Origin of the sequence: Streptomyces sp. NBC_00568 (assembly GCF_026341855.1) — a bacterium.
Classification (GTDB): domain Bacteria; phylum Actinomycetota; class Actinomycetes; order Streptomycetales; family Streptomycetaceae; genus Streptomyces.
Window position 1 is genome coordinate 5,419,015 of the sequence record NZ_JAPENW010000001.1, and the last position, 16,301, is coordinate 5,435,315.

Below are 16,301 nucleotides of genomic sequence, written 5' to 3' on the forward strand. Positions count from 1 at the left end.
GCTCCCCCTAGTCTGAGGAAGACGGGGGCCTGCGGCCCCTGTCACCACTCTCAAGAAAGGTGCGGACCGGCGTGGCCGACCGTCTCATCGTCCGTGGAGCGCGCGAGCACAACCTGAAGAATGTCTCGCTCGACCTCCCGCGCGACTCGCTCATCGTCTTCACGGGCCTGTCGGGGTCGGGCAAGTCCTCCCTCGCCTTCGACACGATCTTCGCCGAGGGCCAGCGGCGCTACGTGGAGTCCCTGTCCTCGTACGCCCGGCAGTTCCTCGGCCAGATGGACAAGCCGGACGTGGACTTCATCGAAGGTCTCTCCCCGGCCGTCTCCATCGACCAGAAGTCGACCTCGCGCAACCCGCGCTCGACGGTCGGCACCATCACCGAGGTCTACGACTACCTCCGGCTGCTCTTCGCGCGCATCGGCAAGCCGCACTGTCCCGAGTGCCGCCGGCCCATCACCCGCCAGTCGCCGCAGGCCATCGTCGACAAGGTTCTGGAGCTGCCGGAGGGGAGTCGCTTCCAGGTCCTGTCGCCGCTGGTGCGCGAGCGCAAGGGGGAGTTCGTCGACCTCTTCGCCGACCTTCAGACCAAGGGGTACAGCCGTGCCCGGGTCGACGGCGAGACGATCCAGCTCACCGAGCCGCCGACCCTGAAGAAGCAGGAGAAGCACACCATCGAGGTGGTCATCGACCGCCTCACGGTGAAGGACTCCGCCAAGCGCCGTCTCACCGACTCCGTGGAGACCGCGCTCGGCCTCTCCGGCGGCATGGTCGTGCTCGACTTCGTCGACCTCCCCGAGGACGACCCCGAGCGCGAGCGCATGTACTCGGAGCACCTGTACTGCCCGTACGACGACCTGTCCTTCGAGGAGCTGGAGCCCCGCTCCTTCTCCTTCAACTCGCCCTTCGGCGCCTGCCCCGAGTGCACCGGTATCGGTACGCGCATGGAGGTCGACCCCGAGCTGATCGTCCCGGACGAGGAGAAGTCCCTCGACGAGGGCGCCATCCACGCCTGGTCGCACGGACACACCAAGGACTACTTCGGCCGTCTGATCGGCGCCCTCGCGGACGCGCTGGGCTTCCGGACCGACATCCCCTTCGCCGGTCTGCCGCAGCGCGCCAAGAAGGCCCTGCTCTACGGCCACAAGACGCAGATCGAGGTCCGCTACCGCAACCGGTACGGGCGGGAGCGTGTGTACACCACGCCCTTCGAGGGGGCCGTCCCCTTCGTCAAGCGGAGGCACAGCGAGTCCGAGAGCGACGCCAGCCGTGAGCGCTTCGAGGGCTACATGCGCGAGGTGCCCTGCCCCACCTGTCAGGGCACGCGTCTGAAGCCGCTGGTCCTCGCGGTCACCGTCATGGAGAGGTCGATCGCCGAGGTCGCCGCCATGTCCATCAGCGACTGCGCCGACTTCCTCGGGAAGCTGAAGCTCAACGCGCGCGACAAGAAGATCGCCGAGCGCGTCCTGAAGGAGGTCAACGAACGCCTGCGCTTCCTGGTCGACGTCGGCCTCGACTATCTGTCGCTGAACCGCGCGGCGGGCACCCTCTCCGGCGGCGAGGCCCAGCGCATCCGCCTGGCCACCCAGATCGGCTCCGGACTCGTCGGCGTCCTGTACGTCCTCGACGAGCCCTCCATCGGTCTGCACCAGCGTGACAACCACCGGCTGATCGAGACCCTGGTCCGTCTCCGCGACATGGGCAACACGCTCATCGTCGTCGAGCACGACGAGGACACCATCAAGGTCGCCGACTGGGTCGTCGACATCGGCCCCGGCGCGGGCGAGCACGGCGGCAAGGTCGTGCACAGCGGCCCCTTGAAGGAACTCCTCGACAACGCCGAGTCGATCACCGGCCAGTACCTGTCGCGCAAGAGGCAGATCCCGACGCCGGACATCCGCCGCCCCGCCGACCCGGGCCGCAGGCTCACGGTGCACGGCGCCCGCGAGAACAACCTCCAGGACATCGACGTGTCCTTCCCGCTGGGCGTTCTCACGGCCGTCACCGGTGTGTCGGGCTCCGGCAAGTCGACGCTGGTCAACGACATCCTGTACACGCACCTGGCCCGCGAGCTGAACGGCGCGAGGAACGTACCGGGCCGGCACACGCGCGTGGACGGCGACGACCTCGTCGACAAGGTCGTGCACGTCGACCAGTCGCCCATCGGCCGCACGCCCCGCTCCAACCCGGCGACGTACACCGGAGTCTTCGACCACGTCCGCAGGCTGTTCGCCGAGACCACCGAGGCGAAGGTGCGGGGCTATCTGCCCGGCCGCTTCTCCTTCAACGTCAAGGGCGGCCGCTGCGAGAACTGCTCCGGCGACGGCACCATCAAGATCGAGATGAACTTCCTGCCGGACGTGTACGTCCCCTGCGAGGTCTGCCACGGGGCGCGCTACAACCGGGAGACCCTGGAGGTCCACTACAAGGGGAAGTCCATCTCCGAGGTCCTGGACATGCCGATCGAGGAGGCCCTCGGCTTCTTCGAGGCGGTGCCGGCGATCGCCCGTCACCTCAGGACGCTCAACGACGTCGGCCTCGGCTACGTCCGGCTCGGCCAGTCCGCGCCGACGCTGTCCGGCGGTGAGGCGCAGCGCGTCAAGCTCGCCAGCGAGCTCCAGAAGCGCTCCACCGGCCGCACCGTGTACGTGCTCGACGAGCCGACCACCGGTCTGCACTTCGAGGACATCAGCAAGCTGATCACGGTGCTGTCCGGTCTGGTCGACAAGGGCAACACGGTCATCGTCATCGAGCACAACCTCGATGTCATCAAGACCGCGGACTGGGTCATCGACATGGGTCCCGAGGGTGGCAACGGCGGCGGTCTCGTGATCGCCGAGGGCACGCCCGAAGAGGTCGCCAGTGTCCCCGCCAGCCACACCGGCAAGTTCCTGCGGGAGATCCTCGGCGCCGACCGGATCAGCGACGCCGCTCCCGTGAAGGCCCCGCGCAAGACCGCGGCCAAGAAGACGGTCGCGGCCGGGACGACGGCGAAGAAGACGGCCACGAAGACCGTCAACAACACGCCCACCAAGAAGGCGGCCGTGGCGAAGAAGACCGCCACGAAGCCGGTGGCCGCCAAGAAGGCGACCCCCGCGAAGAAGACCACGCGGGCTCGCAAGGCCTGAACCGGCCGGTCCGACGAACCGGTTGACCGAACAGGCGGCCTGTACGGGCCTGGACCGACGGAACGGTCCGGGCCCGGCAGCCGCCGAGAACGCGGCACGACACGGCGCCCCGCGGGAACTTCCCGCGGGGCGCCGTGTCGTGTGCGGCCAACCGGCCCGCCACCACGGTCGAGGACCGGCGGGGGCGGCGGCCGGGCGTTCCCGTGGGCCTCTACAGGGCGCCGACTTCGGAGGCGTACGGCGGTTCGGCTCCGGCGCGGGAGCAGGTGACGGCGGCCGCGCGGGCCGCGAAGCCCAGAAGCTCGGTCCAGCCCCGGGCGCCCAGTTCCGCCAGTGCGGTCGGGGACAGGGCGTTCCTGGCGGCCAGACCGTGCAGCAGGGCCGCGTTCACGGTGTCGCCCGCGCCGATGGTGTCCACGACGTCGACCGATTCGCAGGGCACGGAGTGGACCGAGCCGTCCCGGGTGAACGCGGTGAGTCCGTCGCCGCCCTGGGTGATCACCACGGCCGAGGGGCCGGAGGCCAGCCACTCGCGCGGGGTGCCGCCGAGCCACCGGGCGTCCTCCTCCGACAGCTTGAGCAGGGACACCGACGGCAGCCAGCTCTTGAACCGGGCGCGGTAGGCGTCCGGGTCGGGGATCAGGCCGGCGCGGATGTTCGGGTCGAGTGCCGTGAAGACGCCCTGCGCCCAGGCGGCCCGCATCAGCTCCTCGTAGGCGCTCGCGCCCGGTTCCAGCACGAGGGAACAGGTACCGAAGGACACCGCCCGGGCGGCGTCGGGGAGTCGGTCCGGGGCCGAGAAGAGGCGGTCGGCCGTGCCCTCGACGTAGAAGGAGTAGGCGGCGGAGCCGTCCGTACCGATCGTGGCGACGGCCAGGGTCGTCGGTTCGCCGCCGCGCTGCACCGAGGACACGTCGACGCCCGCGTCGCCCAGCCCGCTCAGAAGTGCCTCGCCGAACGCGTCGCGCGAGACGCGGGAGCAGAAGGCGGTGGGGGAGCCGAGGCGGCCGAGTGCCACCGCCGTGTTGTAGGGGCCGCCGCCGAGACGGGGCAGCAGGCCCGCAAGGGCTCCCGCTCCCTGCGGAACCAGATCGATCAGGGCCTCACCGGCGACGACGATCACGACTCGGGTCCTTTCCTCGGTGCCTCGGGACTTTCGGGGCGTACGGGGTTCTCGGGGCAGCCGCACGAGGTGCGGTGGACGAAGGCGGAGGGCAGCCGGACGGTGCGGCTCTCCAGGCGCGGCGAGGCCAGCCGTTCCAGGAGCAGTCGGACGGCCCTCGCGCCGACCTCCTTGCTGGGCTGGGCGATCACGGTGAGCCGGGGAGTGAACAGATCCGCCCAGGAGAAGTCGTCGAAGCAGCACAGCGCCAGGTCGTCGGGCACGGACAGGCCCCGGTCACGCAGGGCGCGCAGCGCGCCGATGGTCATGGCGTTGTTGGCGGTGACGAGCGCGCTGGGCGGCACCCCGAGGGACAGCAGCCGGTGGGTGGCCTCGTCGGCCGTCTCCGCCCGGGAGTCGCCGTGCGCCACGAGCCGTTCGTCGTACGGGAGTCCTGCCCGCGCGAGGCCGTGCCGGTAGCCGGTGATCCGCTCGGTCGTGGTGCTGAGGCCGGGCAGACCCGCGACCAGTCCGATCCGCCGGTGCCCTCGTTCGGCGAGATGACCGACCAGGCTCGCCATGGGGCCGGTGTTCTCGGCGCCGACCTGGTCATGGCGGAAGCCGCTCCCGGCGGGAGGGTCCACGAGCCGGTCCAGGAAGACGGTGGGTACGTCGTGCCGCGCCAGGTAGCGCAGAAGCCCGGCCGGGGTCGCCGACGGCGCGATGATCATTCCGTCCACGCGCCGCTCGTGCAGCAGCTGGGCGACCTTGCGCTCGTGCTCCGGGTCGTCGTGCGGATCGGCGATCAGCAGGCCGTAGCCGTGTTCCAGGGCACCGGCCTCGACGCCCTGGAGGATCTCCGTGAAGTACGGATTGCTGATGGCCGACACCGCGAGCCCGATGGACCGCGTACGGGAGGTGACGAGCGAACGGGCGAGGGTGTTGGGCGTGTAGCCCAGCTCGTCGATCGCGTCGAGAACGGCCTGGCGTGTCTGCGGCAGCACCGGCCGTGTGCCGTTGAGGACGTGCGAGACGGTCGCGATGGACACGCCCGCCCGCCGGGCCACATCGACCATCGTCGCCATGGCGCTCCCTCCCTGGAACTCGGGCGCTCGCACCCGAACGGGACCCGGTGGTTCGCCCGCGAAGGTATCCCATCCGGCAGCTGACGTAAACGCTTACGCTTATCGATGCGTAAGCGTTTACGTCCAGGGTCGCGCGGGGTCCACCCCGCCTGGAGCGGAATGATCTGTACCGGTATCGTCGATGCGCGACTCCTCGGTGTCCCGCCGGTGGAATGTCCGCTGCCGCGCTCGGCGGAGTCGCCGCGAAACCGCCTCGACCAGTGGAGATGCCATGTCCGGCCGTCCGACCGCGAGCCGCCGTACCGTCCTGCGGGGAGCGGCGCTCACCCCGGTCGCCGGGCTCGGCCTCGCCGCGTGCTCCGGCGGCAGCGGTGGCGGAGGCCCCGCGACGCCGACCGCCCCCGTCGTCCTGGGCGCGGAGAGCGAGGTCGCCAAGGGCGGTGCTCAGCTCTACCAGGACCAGAACGTCGTGGTCAGCCGCGCCGGGAACGGTTCGCTCAAGGCCTTCAGTTCCATCTGCACCCATGCGGGGTGCGCCATCAACAAGCTGGAGGGCACGACACTCGTGTGCCCGTGCCACGGCAGTGAGTTCGACGCCACGACGGGCAAGGTGCTGCGGGCGCCGGCCACCGTTCCGCTCGACGAGCTGTCCGTCGAGGCGAAGGACGGGAAGATCGTCGCCGGGCCGGGCGCCTGAGCCGAGGCGCGGGCCGGACCGGCCCAGCGACCGCGCCCGGGCGGGCGGTCACTCCCAGTCCCAGCCGATCCCCACGATCCCCGACCGCACGCGCGGCTCGACCAGGTGCACCGAGCGGTGGCGGCCGCTCAGCGCCAGTTCCTGGCGGCCACTGCGCGGCGCGGCCGCCGAGTGCTGGGTGAAGCGGTGGCAGCGCACGGGCAGCGCGTTCTCCGTGAAGTGCACCTGGAGCGCGTACTGTCCGCCCGCGAAGCCGAATCCGCGGACGTACTCGCTGGACGTCCCCGCCGTACCGTCCTCGAAGCCGTAGCGGAAGAGGAACGTATCGCCTGCCCGCAGCCGGGTGTCGAAGAGCAGTTCGGCGACGAGCACACCGGTGTCGCGGTGCCAGAGCACCCGGCCCGTACGGCAGTTCTCCAGGGCCCGGACCGTCGTACGCTCCGGCGCGCATCCGGGGTCGCCGTGGTGGATGGCCATATAGCGGTCCACGCCGTCCTTGTGGGCGCGCACTATGTGGTGCGACTCGCGGCCCAGCAGTTCGCGATGGGGGCCTATGTGGACCCGCTCGTGATGGCCGATGGTGTGCAGACCGCCGTCGAGCGGAGACTCCAGCTCGGTCAGGAGCCGTTCGAGGACACCGGAGGCCTCCACCAGGGAGCGGTACGAACGCCCCGTCGGACGCTCGGGGTCCGAGCGCTCCTCGGCCTTGGCCAGCAGCCTGATCAGCGACTCGTCGGGCAGCTGGAGGATCTCCTCCAGGGCGCGCACGGCCCGCAGCGACTCGGGCCGCTGGGGGCGCCGGGCGCCCTGCTGCCAGTAGCTCAGGCTCGTCACCCCGACCTTGACGCCGTAGCGCGACAGATGGTGCTGGACGCGTTGCAGCGGCAGTCCGCGGGCGGCGATCGCGGCGCGCAGCGCGACATGGAAGGGGCCGCCCCGCAGGGCCGTCTCCAGTTCCGCCGTGGCGACGTCCGCGTGCTGTGTGCCGTGCCGCATGCAGGGGGCCTTTCTGTGGATGTTCACTACGGCTGGTCAGGCCGTTCGTGCGGGTCGTCGGGGCCGCCCGGTGAGCGCGCGGGCGCTGTTCACCCGCGGGTTTCGCCGTTCACGCCCCGAGTTCCCCCGCATTGAAGCGTGTTGACCAAGTCCCGACAACACCTGATGCTCAACATGCCTCGCCGCGGCCCCGGACGTGCTCTGTCCCTCCTGGACCGCACCCGGGAGCAACCCGATGCACGACGGACGACGACTTGTCGCTCTCGCCGCGGTTCTGGCCGCCCTGGGTGCCGCCCCGGCGGACGCGGCCGCCGGGCGCGCGGACGGCCGCCCCGGTGCGCCGGTGCGCGCGGACAGGACCCCGGGCACCACGTCCCCGCGGCTCGGCGCGGCGGCCGGACAGGGCGCACCGCGGAACGGGCGCGGAGCCTACCGGGACGGCCGGGGCCCGGGCGAGGACAAGGGAGCCGGGCGAGCAGGGGCCCGTACCGACGGTGCCGACCGGACCGATCCCTCCGTCGTGGCCGCGTCCGCGATGGCCGGCGCGGGATCTCTTGTCGCGCTCGTCCCGAGCGTTTCGCGGGCCCTGCTCCGACGCCGCGGCCGACATCGCGAGGGCTCTGCCTCCGTCCACAGGCGGGCCGGGAGCCGACCGCGCTGTCGGCCCGCGCCAGTAGGGTGTGTGGCATGGCCGACCCCTCCAGCTACCGCCCCAAGCCGGGACAGATCCCGGACTCTCCCGGGGTGTACAAATTCCGCGACGAGCACCGCCGGGTGATCTACGTCGGAAAGGCGAAGAGCCTTCGCCAGCGCCTGGCGAGCTACTTCCAGGACCTGGCGAATCTCCACCCGCGCACCCGCACCATGGTCACCACGGCCGCGTCGGTGGAGTGGACGGTCGTGTCCACCGAGGTCGAGGCCCTTCAGCTGGAGTACTCCTGGATCAAGGAGTACGACCCCCGGTTCAACGTCAAGTACCGCGACGACAAGAGCTATCCCTACCTCGCGGTGACGATGAACGAGGAGTTCCCGCGGGTGCAGGTGATGCGCGGCCACAAGAAGAAGGGCGTGCGCTACTTCGGTCCCTACGGGCACGCGTGGGCCATCCGCGACACCGTCGACCTGCTGCTGCGCGTCTTCCCGGTCCGCACCTGCTCCGCGGGCGTCTTCAAGAACGCCTCCCGCACCGGTCGGCCCTGCCTCCTCGGTTACATCGGCAAGTGCTCCGCCCCCTGCGTCGGACGGGTCACGCCGGAGGAGCACCGCGAGCTGGCCGAGGAGTTCTGCGACTTCATGGCGGGCCGTACGGGGACGTACATCCGCCGTCAGGAACAGCAGATGACGGACGCCGCCGAGGAGATGGAGTACGAGCGCGCTGCCCGGCTGCGCGACGACATCGAGGCCCTGAAGAAGGCCATGGAGAAGAGCGCGGTCGTGCTCGCCGACGCGACCGACGCCGACCTCATCGCCGTCGCCGAGGACGAGCTGGAAGCCGCGGTGCAGATCTTCCACGTGCGCGGCGGACGCGTGCGGGGCCAGCGGGGCTGGGTCACGGACAAGGTCGAGGCGGTCACCACCGGTGACCTCGTCGAACACGCGCTCCAGCAGCTCTACGGCGAGGAGACGGGCGACTCGGTCCCCAAGGAAGTGCTCGTCCCGGCGCTGCCCGAGCCGGTGGAGCCCGTTCAGGAGTGGCTCACCGCGCGCCGCGGGTCGAACGTGTCGCTCCGCATCCCGCAGCGCGGCGACAAGAAGGCGCTCATGGAGACCGTGCAGCGCAACGCGCTCCAGGCGCTCGGCCTGCACAAGACCAAGCGCGCCTCCGACCTGACCACCCGCTCGCGCGCCCTGGAGGAGATCGCCGAGGCGCTCGACCTGGACAGCGCGCCCCTGCGGATCGAGTGCTACGACATCTCGCACCTCCAGGGCGACGACGTCGTGGCGTCCATGGTGGTCTTCGAGGACGGGCTCCAGCGCAAGAGCGAGTACCGGCGCTTCCAGATCAAGGGCTTCGCGGGCCAGGACGACGTCCGCTCCATGCACGAGGTGATCACCCGCCGCTTCAAGCGCTACCTCGTCGAGAAGGAGAAGACGGGGGAGTGGACCGACGGCCAGGACGCCGCTTCGGAGCCCCTCGCCCCGGGAGCCCCGGTCTCCGGGACCCCCGCCTCCCAGACTCCGGCCTCCCAGACTCCGGTCTCCGGGACCCCGGTCTCCGGGACGCCGGTCTCCGGGACCGTAGTCTCAGGGGCCACGCTCTCCGAGGAGCCTCTCTCCATGAGTGCCTTCTCCGAGGACGACGGCCGCCCCAAGCGCTTCGCCTACCCTCCTCAGCTCGTCGTCGTCGACGGCGGCCGGCCGCAGGTCGCCGCCGCCCAGAGGGCCCTCGACGAGCTCGGCATCGACGACATCGCCGTGTGCGGACTCGCCAAGCGCCTGGAGGAGGTATGGCTGCCGGACGAGGACGACCCGGTGGTCCTGCCGCGCACCAGCGAGGGCCTGTACCTGCTCCAGCGGGTCCGGGACGAGGCCCACCGCTTCGCGATCACCTACCAGCGCGCCAAGCGGGCCAAGCGCTTCCGGGCGGGCCCCCTGGACGATGTGCCGGGCCTCGGCGAGTCGCGCAAACAGGCACTGATCAAACACTTCGGTTCGGTGAAGAAGCTGCGGTCCGCGACGATCGACCAGATCTGCGAGGTTCCCGGCATAGGCCGAAAGACGGCGGAGACCATCGCCGTGACCCTCGCCCAGGCGGCTCCGGCCGCACCCGCCGTGAACACGGCGACTGGAGAGATCATGGAAGACGACGAAGACGCGGCGCCCGGGACGACGGCGGGCACCGCGGAGGAGCCCGTGACCGCGGGCGCCTCGGACGAGCGACGGGGGCAGGAGACATGACCGAGAACGACGCGCGTGAAGCGGAACGTCCGGCGCAGGGCCAGGAAGAACACAAGGAAGCAAGCGAAGATCACGCGGAGCGGGAAGCACCACGGGAAGACGGAGCACAAGTGGGTACGGGCATCGAGACCGCGGGGACCGGAGTCCCGGACGCGGCCATTCCCGAGCTGGTGATCATCTCCGGCATGTCCGGAGCCGGCCGGTCCACGGCCGCCAAGTGTCTGGAGGACCTCGGCTGGTTCGTCGTCGACAACCTGCCGCCCGCCCTGATCCCCACCATGGTGGAGCTCGGTGCCCGCTCCCAGGGCAACGTGGCACGGATCGCGGTCGTCGTCGACGTGCGCGGCCGCCGGTTCTTCGACAACCTCCGCGAATCCCTCGCCGACCTGGAGTCCAAGCACGTCACCCGGCGGATCGTCTTCCTGGAGTCCTCGGACGAGGCCCTGGTGCGCCGCTTCGAGTCCGTGCGCCGGCCGCACCCCCTCCAGGGCGACGGCCGCATCGTGGACGGCATCGCCGCCGAGCGCGAGCTGCTGCGCGAGCTGCGCGGTGACGCCGACCTGGTCATCGACACCTCCAGCCTGAACGTGCACGAGCTGCGCGCCAAGATGGACGCCCAGTTCGCGGGCGAGGAGGAGCCCGAGCTGCGGGCCACCGTCATGTCCTTCGGCTTCAAGTACGGCCTCCCGGTCGACGCCGACCTGGTCGTGGACATGCGCTTCCTCCCCAACCCGCACTGGGTTCCCGAGCTGCGCCCCTTCACCGGCCTGAACGAGGAGGTCTCGGCGTACGTCTTCAACCAGCCCGGTGCCAAGGAGTTCCTCGACCGCTACGCCGAGCTGCTCCAGCTCATCGCCGCCGGATACCGGCGCGAGGGCAAGCGTTATGTGACCATCGCGGTCGGCTGTACCGGCGGCAAGCACCGCTCGGTGGCGACCGCAGAGAAGCTCGCCGCCCGTCTCGCCTCCCAGGGCGTGGAGACCGTGAAGGTGCATCGGGACATGGGGCGCGAGTGACCGGACGTACCACCCTGCGGCTGAACAGGCTGCGCCGGGAGACCCCCGGGGAACGCGCCGGCCGGCCGGTCGCGGCGCGCGGTGCCAAGCCGCGCCGCCGTGGCGCCCAGCCCAAGGTCGTCGCCCTCGGCGGCGGCATGGGGCTGTCCGCCTCGCTCGCCGCGCTGCGCCGGATCACCGGAGACCTCACCGCCGTCGTCACCGTGGCCGACGACGGCGGGTCCAGCGGGCGCCTGCGCGACGAGCTGGGCGTTCTCCCGCCCGGTGATCTGCGCAAGGCGCTGGCGGCGCTGTGCGGCGACGACGACTGGGGACAGACCTGGGCCCGGGTCATCCAGCACCGCTTCCAGTCCAAGGGCGACCTGCACGAACACGCGGTCGGCAATCTGCTGATCGTGGCCCTGTGGGAGCAGCTCGGCGACCACGTCCAGGCCCTGGACCTGGTCGGCAAGCTGCTGGGCGCGCACGGCCGGGTGCTGCCCATGTCCGCCGTGCCCCTGGAGCTCCAGGCCCTGGTCAAGGGGCACGACCCGGACCGGCCCGACGAGGTCGACACGGTCCGGGGCCAGGCGAACGTGGCGCTCACCACCGGTGAGGTCCAGTCCGTGCACGTCGTACCGCACGATCCGCCGGCCGTGCCCGAGGCCGTGGCCGCGGTCCTCGACGCGGACTGGGTGGTCCTCGGCCCCGGCTCCTGGTTCTCCTCGGTGATCCCGCATCTGCTGGTGCCCGAACTCCTGGACGCCCTCATCCAGACGAAGGCGCGCCGGGTACTCTCCCTTAACCTCGCCCCGCAGCCCGGAGAAACCGAAGGCTTCTCCCCGCAGCGTCATTTGGAGGTTTTGGGACGACACGCCCCTAAACTCGCCCTGGACGTGGTGCTGGCCGACGTGGCCGCCGTGCCCGACCGCGACTCTCTCGTCGACGCCGCCAAGCGGTTCGGCGCCGCGGTCGAGCTGGCGCCGGTGGCCCGGACCGACGGATCTCCGCGGCACGACCCGGAGCTGTTGGCCGCCGCGTACGACCGTATTTTTCGGATGCATGGAAGGATCGGCCCATGGCGATGACGGCAGCGGTGAAGGATGAGATTTCCCGGCTTCCCGTCACCCGGACGTGCTGCAGGAAGGCGGAGGTCTCCGCCATTCTGCGGTTCGCGGGCGGCCTTCACCTGGTGAGCGGCCGGATCGTGATCGAGGCGGAGCTGGACACCGCGATGGCGGCGCGCCGCCTGAAGCGCGACATTCTGGAGATCTTCGGCCACAGCTCCGAACTGATCGTGATGGCGCCCGGCGGACTGCGCCGAGGCTCGCGCTACGTCGTGCGCGTCGTCGCGGGCGGCGACCAGCTGGCCCGCCAGACCGGGCTCGTGGACGGCCGGGGCCGCCCGATCCGCGGGCTGCCGCCGCAGGTGGTCTCGGGGGCCACCTGCGACGCCGAGGCGGCCTGGCGCGGGGCGTTCCTGGCTCACGGCTCCCTCACCGAGCCCGGCCGCTCCTCGTCCCTGGAGGTGACCTGCCCGGGACCGGAGGCCGCGCTCGCGCTGGTCGGCGCCGCCCGCCGGCTGTCGATCGCGGCGAAGGCCCGCGAGGTGCGCGGAGTGGACCGCGTGGTCGTCCGCGACGGGGACGCGATCGGCGCGCTGCTGACCCGTCTCGGCGCGCACGAGTCGGTGCTGGCCTGGGAGGAGCGGCGGATGCGCCGCGAGGTCCGCGCCACGGCGAACCGGCTCGCCAACTTCGACGACGCCAACCTGCGCCGCTCGGCGCGCGCCGCCGTCGCCGCCGGGGCCCGCGTCCAGCGCGCCCTGGAGATCCTCGCCGACGAGGTGCCGGAGCATCTCGCCGCCGCCGGACGGCTGCGCATGGAGCACAAGCAGGCCTCCCTGGAGGAGCTCGGCGCCCTCGCCGACCCGCCGCTGACCAAGGACGCCGTCGCGGGCCGCATCCGCCGGCTGCTGGCGATGGCCGACAAGCGGGCCCAGGACCTCGGCATCCCCGGGACGGAGTCGAACCTGTCCGAGGAGATGGCGGACAACCTCGCGGGCTGACCCGGACCCCGCGGCGCGCCGTGCACGACGTGCGGAACGATCTGACGGAAGCTCAATACGCCGGTGCCGACACCCACTTGGGTGATCGGTACCGGCGTACCTCCTTCGGCGAGGCACCCTTGACTTGACCATGAAGTGTCATGAGCCTGGCATCTGTTCGCTGCTGTGGCGGACCAGTGCAAGGGGGGCTCATGAGACGAAGAGCGAGCGCGATCCTCGCTACCGGCGCGCTCCTGCTGGGCGGTGCGGCGATGGCGCCCATCGCCCGGGCGCAGGACGACAGTTCGCCCAAGCCCGACGCGAACGCCGTGAAGGTGTTCCGCGCGGAGGTCACGAAGCAGCAGGTACCCCTGCTGCTCGCGGCCGGCCAGGACGGTCACGAACTCGGCGACGCGACCTGGAAGAACGGCAGGAGCACGGTCGAGGTCTACGTCACGGACAAGCAGGCCCGGAAGCTGGAGAAGCAGGGCGTCGACCTCACCGAGCACACGCTCTCCGCCAGGGCCGAGAACCGGGTCGAGGACGCCGCCCAGGGAGTGTTCCGCCCGTACAGCGGGAAGGGCAACCTCCAGGAGGAGATCATCAGGACGGGTGAGGCCAACCCCGGCCTGACCAAGGTCGTCTCCATCGGCAAGACCACGAACGGCCAGGACATCCTCGCGCTCAAGCTGACCAAGGGCGCGAAGAAGTCCAAGGACGGCGCCAAGCCGTCGGTGCTGTACATGTCCAACCAGCACGCGCGCGAGTGGATCACGCCCGAGATGACGCGGCGGCTGATGCACTACTACCTGGACAACTACGCGACCGACAAACGCGTCAAGAAGATCGTCGACTCCACCGAGCTGTGGTTCGTGCTGTCCGCCAACCCCGACGGTTACGACTACACGTTCCAGGGCGAGGACACCCGGCAGTGGCGCAAGAACCTGCGGGACGTCAACGGCGACGGCGTCATCTCCACCGGTGACGGCGTCGACCTCAACCGCAACTTCGCCTACAAGTGGGGCTACGACGACGAGGGATCGTCGCCGAACCCCACCAGCGAGACCTACCGCGGCACGACTCCGGCCTCCGAGCCGGAGACCAAGGCCCTGGACGCCTTCGAGAAGCGCGTCGGCTTCGCGTACGGCATCAACTACCACTCCGCCGCGGAACTGCTGCTCTACGGGGTGGGCTGGCAGGTGGCGACGCCGACCCCGGACGACGTGCTCTACAAGGCGCTCGCCGGAACCCCCGAGAACTCGGCGATCCCGGGCTACCACCCCCAGGTCTCCTCGGAGCTCTACACCACCAACGGCGAGGCGGACGGCCACGCGGGCAACGTCAACGGCACGGCGATGTTCACCCCCGAGATGTCGACCTGCCAGACCGTGTCGGACCTCGACCCGAACGACGCCTGGAACGCGGCGGACTGCGCCTCCGTCTTCACCTTCCCGGACGACGAGAAGCTGATCGAGCAGGAGTTCGAGAAGAACGTCCCGTTCGCGCTCTCCGTCGCCGAGACCGCGGCCCACCCCGACCAGCCGTCCTCCTCGGTCGGCATCGCGGCCCCCGACTTCACCCCCGCCACCTTCTCCACGTCGTACTCCCGCGGCGCCGACCAGGAGATCTCCGTCGTCGCCCGCAGGTCCGTACGCGACAAGGAGCTCAAGTACCGCGTCAACGGCGGCCGTACGCACGACATGGCGCTCAGGCCCTGGCAGGGCGGCGAGACCTACGGCGGCGACGACAACCTCTACTTCGACGAGTACCGCGCCAAGGTCAAGGACGGCGACCCCGGCGACAAGGTCGAGGTCTGGTTCACCGGCGAGACCAGGAAGGGAAAGCCCACCTCCGGCCCGCACTTCACGTACACCGTGGCCGAACGGCCGCGGGCCGACGTGCTCGTGGTCGCCGAGGAGGGCGCGGCCGCCACGCAGGCGCAGACGTACGTCGACGCGCTGAAGGCCAACGGCAAGAAGCCCCTCGTCTGGGACGTCGCCACCCAGGGCGCGCCGGACGCGCTCGGCGTCCTCGGACACTTCGGGACCGTCGTCCACTACACGGGCGCCCTGCGGCCCGGCAACGCCACCCAGCTCCAGCTGCGGGCCTTCCTCAACGAGGGCGGCAAGCTGGTCGAGGCGGGCGAGCTGGCCGGCGGCAGCGTCGACCTCGGGGGCGGCACCCTCTCGAACGACTTCAGCCAGTACTACCTGGGCGCCTACTCCCGTACGTCCACCCCCGGCGCCAGCGGCTTCACCGGCTCGGGGAAGCTCGGCGGCGCCACGGGAACGCTCGGCGCCGCGCCCGGCAACCCGCTGAACGCGGCCGGCACCTACGGCGTCACCTCGGACTCGCTCGCCGCCACGCAGTACCCGCAGTTCGCCTCCAGCGCGGGAGCGGGCCAGTTCACCGGGACCGTCAACCCGTACGGGCCGTACGCGGGCTCGTACATGGCCGCCGCGGTCCACACCGACGACGCCTACAAGCGCCTCACCCGCACCGTCGACCTCACCGGGGTCGGCGCGGCCGACAAGCCGACGCTCCGTTCCCAGGTCCTGTGGGACACCGAGCCCGGCTACGACCACGCGGTCGTCGAGGTCCACACGACCGGCGCCGACGACTGGACCACGCTTCCCGAGGCGGGCGGCGCCACCTCGGCCACCGTTCCCACCGAATGCGAGGCCGGCTTCCTCGCCCGGGAGCACCCGTGGATCAAGCACTACCTGACCGTGGGCGCGGCCGGCTGCACCGGCACCGGCACCAGCGGCTCGTGGAACAGCCTCACCGGCGCCTCCAGCGGGTGGCAGCAGGTCGAGTTCGACCTGAGCGCGTACGCCGGCAAGTCGGTCGAGGTCTCGTTCAGTTACATCAGTGACCCGAGCGCGGGCGGCCACGGCCTCCTCGTCGACAACGCCTCCCTCGTCGTCGGCGGCACCGCCACCGAGACGGAGGGCTTCGAGTCGTCGCTCGGTGCCTGGAGCGTCGCCGGGCCTCCCGCGGGCAGCCCGGCCGTTCTGCGTAACTGGGCGCGCACGGGAGAGCTCTTCAAGACATATGGAGCGGTCACCACCGACGACTCCGTACTGCTGGGCTTCGGCCTGGAACACGTCACCGCGGCGGCCGACCGCGCGGCTCTGATCGGAAAGGCGCTCTCGGCGCTGCGCGGCTGACTGTGCGTGACCATCGCATGAACGGCTTGGGTGATCCGTACCCCTACTGGCGGGTACGGATCGCCCTGCCGTGTATGGCCCTACTCGATGTCACTCCGGGGCCTCCAGGGAGGTAGGGTCGGAGGCGGTCGGGGACATCCCATACAACTCGCCGACATCTGAGTCGGCGTACCTAACGAGGAGATC

The 16,301-nt window shown here is 70.9% G+C and carries 10 protein-coding genes; 7 read left to right on the top strand and 3 right to left on the bottom strand.

The window, feature by feature from the left end; genetic code table 11:
• The first annotated feature begins 71 nt into the window (after positions 1-71).
• Positions 72-3,125, top strand: coding sequence for an excinuclease ABC subunit UvrA (uvrA, locus tag OOK38_RS23510; RefSeq protein WP_266757480.1), 3,054 nt, complete (start codon positions 72-74; stop codon positions 3,123-3,125).
• A 211-nt stretch (positions 3,126-3,336) separates the two neighbouring features.
• On the opposite strand, the gene OOK38_RS23515 is transcribed toward uvrA, so the two are convergent.
• On the bottom strand, positions 3,337-4,248 hold the full coding sequence (locus tag OOK38_RS23515; RefSeq protein ID WP_266757478.1) for a carbohydrate kinase: 912 nt from the start codon (positions 4,246-4,248) through the stop codon (positions 3,337-3,339).
• On the bottom strand, positions 4,245-5,312 hold the full coding sequence (locus OOK38_RS23520; protein WP_266757476.1) for a LacI family DNA-binding transcriptional regulator: 1,068 nt from the start codon (positions 5,310-5,312) through the stop codon (positions 4,245-4,247). The genes OOK38_RS23515 and OOK38_RS23520 overlap by 4 nt, the downstream gene beginning before the upstream one ends.
• A 271-nt stretch (positions 5,313-5,583) precedes the next feature.
• On the opposite strand from OOK38_RS23520, the gene OOK38_RS23525 reads away from it, so the two are divergent.
• Entirely contained in the window at positions 5,584-6,009 is a 426-nt protein-coding gene (locus tag OOK38_RS23525; protein WP_266757474.1) for a Rieske (2Fe-2S) protein, read from the top strand.
• A 48-nt stretch (positions 6,010-6,057) separates the two neighbouring features.
• Here OOK38_RS23525 and OOK38_RS23530 read toward each other — a convergent pair whose 3' ends face one another.
• Complete coding sequence (locus OOK38_RS23530) at positions 6,058-7,005, bottom strand: hypothetical protein (protein ID WP_266757472.1); 948 nt, start codon at positions 7,003-7,005, stop codon at positions 6,058-6,060.
• 687 nt (positions 7,006-7,692) lie between these two features.
• Here OOK38_RS23530 and uvrC point away from each other — a divergent pair.
• From uvrC to OOK38_RS23555, 5 genes are all read left to right on the top strand, one after another.
• Positions 7,693-9,903 carry an excinuclease ABC subunit UvrC gene (uvrC, locus tag OOK38_RS23535; RefSeq protein ID WP_266757470.1) on the top strand — a complete coding sequence of 737 codons (2,211 nt, stop codon included), beginning with the start codon at positions 7,693-7,695 and terminating at the stop codon, positions 9,901-9,903.
• A complete protein-coding gene (rapZ, locus tag OOK38_RS23540) occupies positions 9,900-10,919 on the top strand; it encodes an RNase adapter RapZ (RefSeq protein WP_266757468.1) in 1,020 nt (339 codons plus the stop codon). The genes uvrC and rapZ overlap by 4 nt, the downstream gene beginning before the upstream one ends.
• Complete coding sequence (gene yvcK, locus OOK38_RS23545) at positions 10,916-11,986, top strand: uridine diphosphate-N-acetylglucosamine-binding protein YvcK (protein ID WP_266757466.1); 1,071 nt, start codon at positions 10,916-10,918, stop codon at positions 11,984-11,986. Before rapZ ends, yvcK begins: the two co-directional genes overlap by 4 nt.
• Complete coding sequence (gene whiA, locus OOK38_RS23550) at positions 11,977-12,966, top strand: DNA-binding protein WhiA (RefSeq protein WP_266757464.1); 990 nt, start codon at positions 11,977-11,979, stop codon at positions 12,964-12,966. Before yvcK ends, whiA begins: the two co-directional genes overlap by 10 nt.
• Before the next feature lie 191 nt (positions 12,967-13,157).
• Complete coding sequence (locus OOK38_RS23555) at positions 13,158-16,115, top strand: M14 family metallopeptidase (protein ID WP_266757462.1); 2,958 nt, start codon at positions 13,158-13,160, stop codon at positions 16,113-16,115.
• The last annotated feature ends 186 nt before the right edge of the window (positions 16,116-16,301 follow it).

What these genes read in the sequence shown, in the direction of transcription:
- OOK38_RS23555 (WP_266757462.1), top strand. Translation starts at nt 13,158, where the DNA reads ATGAGACGAAGAGCGAGCGCGATCCTCGCTACCGGCGCGCTCCTGCTG.
- uvrC (WP_266757470.1), top strand. Translation starts at nt 7,693, where the DNA reads ATGGCCGACCCCTCCAGCTACCGCCCCAAGCCGGGACAGATCCCGGAC.
- OOK38_RS23520 (WP_266757476.1), bottom strand. Translation starts at nt 5,312, where the DNA reads ATGGCGACGATGGTCGATGTGGCCCGGCGGGCGGGCGTGTCCATCGCG.
- OOK38_RS23525 (WP_266757474.1), top strand. Translation starts at nt 5,584, where the DNA reads ATGTCCGGCCGTCCGACCGCGAGCCGCCGTACCGTCCTGCGGGGAGCG.
- rapZ (WP_266757468.1), top strand. Translation starts at nt 9,900, where the DNA reads ATGACCGAGAACGACGCGCGTGAAGCGGAACGTCCGGCGCAGGGCCAG.
- whiA (WP_266757464.1), top strand. Translation starts at nt 11,977, where the DNA reads ATGGCGATGACGGCAGCGGTGAAGGATGAGATTTCCCGGCTTCCCGTC.
- OOK38_RS23530 (WP_266757472.1), bottom strand. Translation starts at nt 7,005, where the DNA reads ATGCGGCACGGCACACAGCACGCGGACGTCGCCACGGCGGAACTGGAG.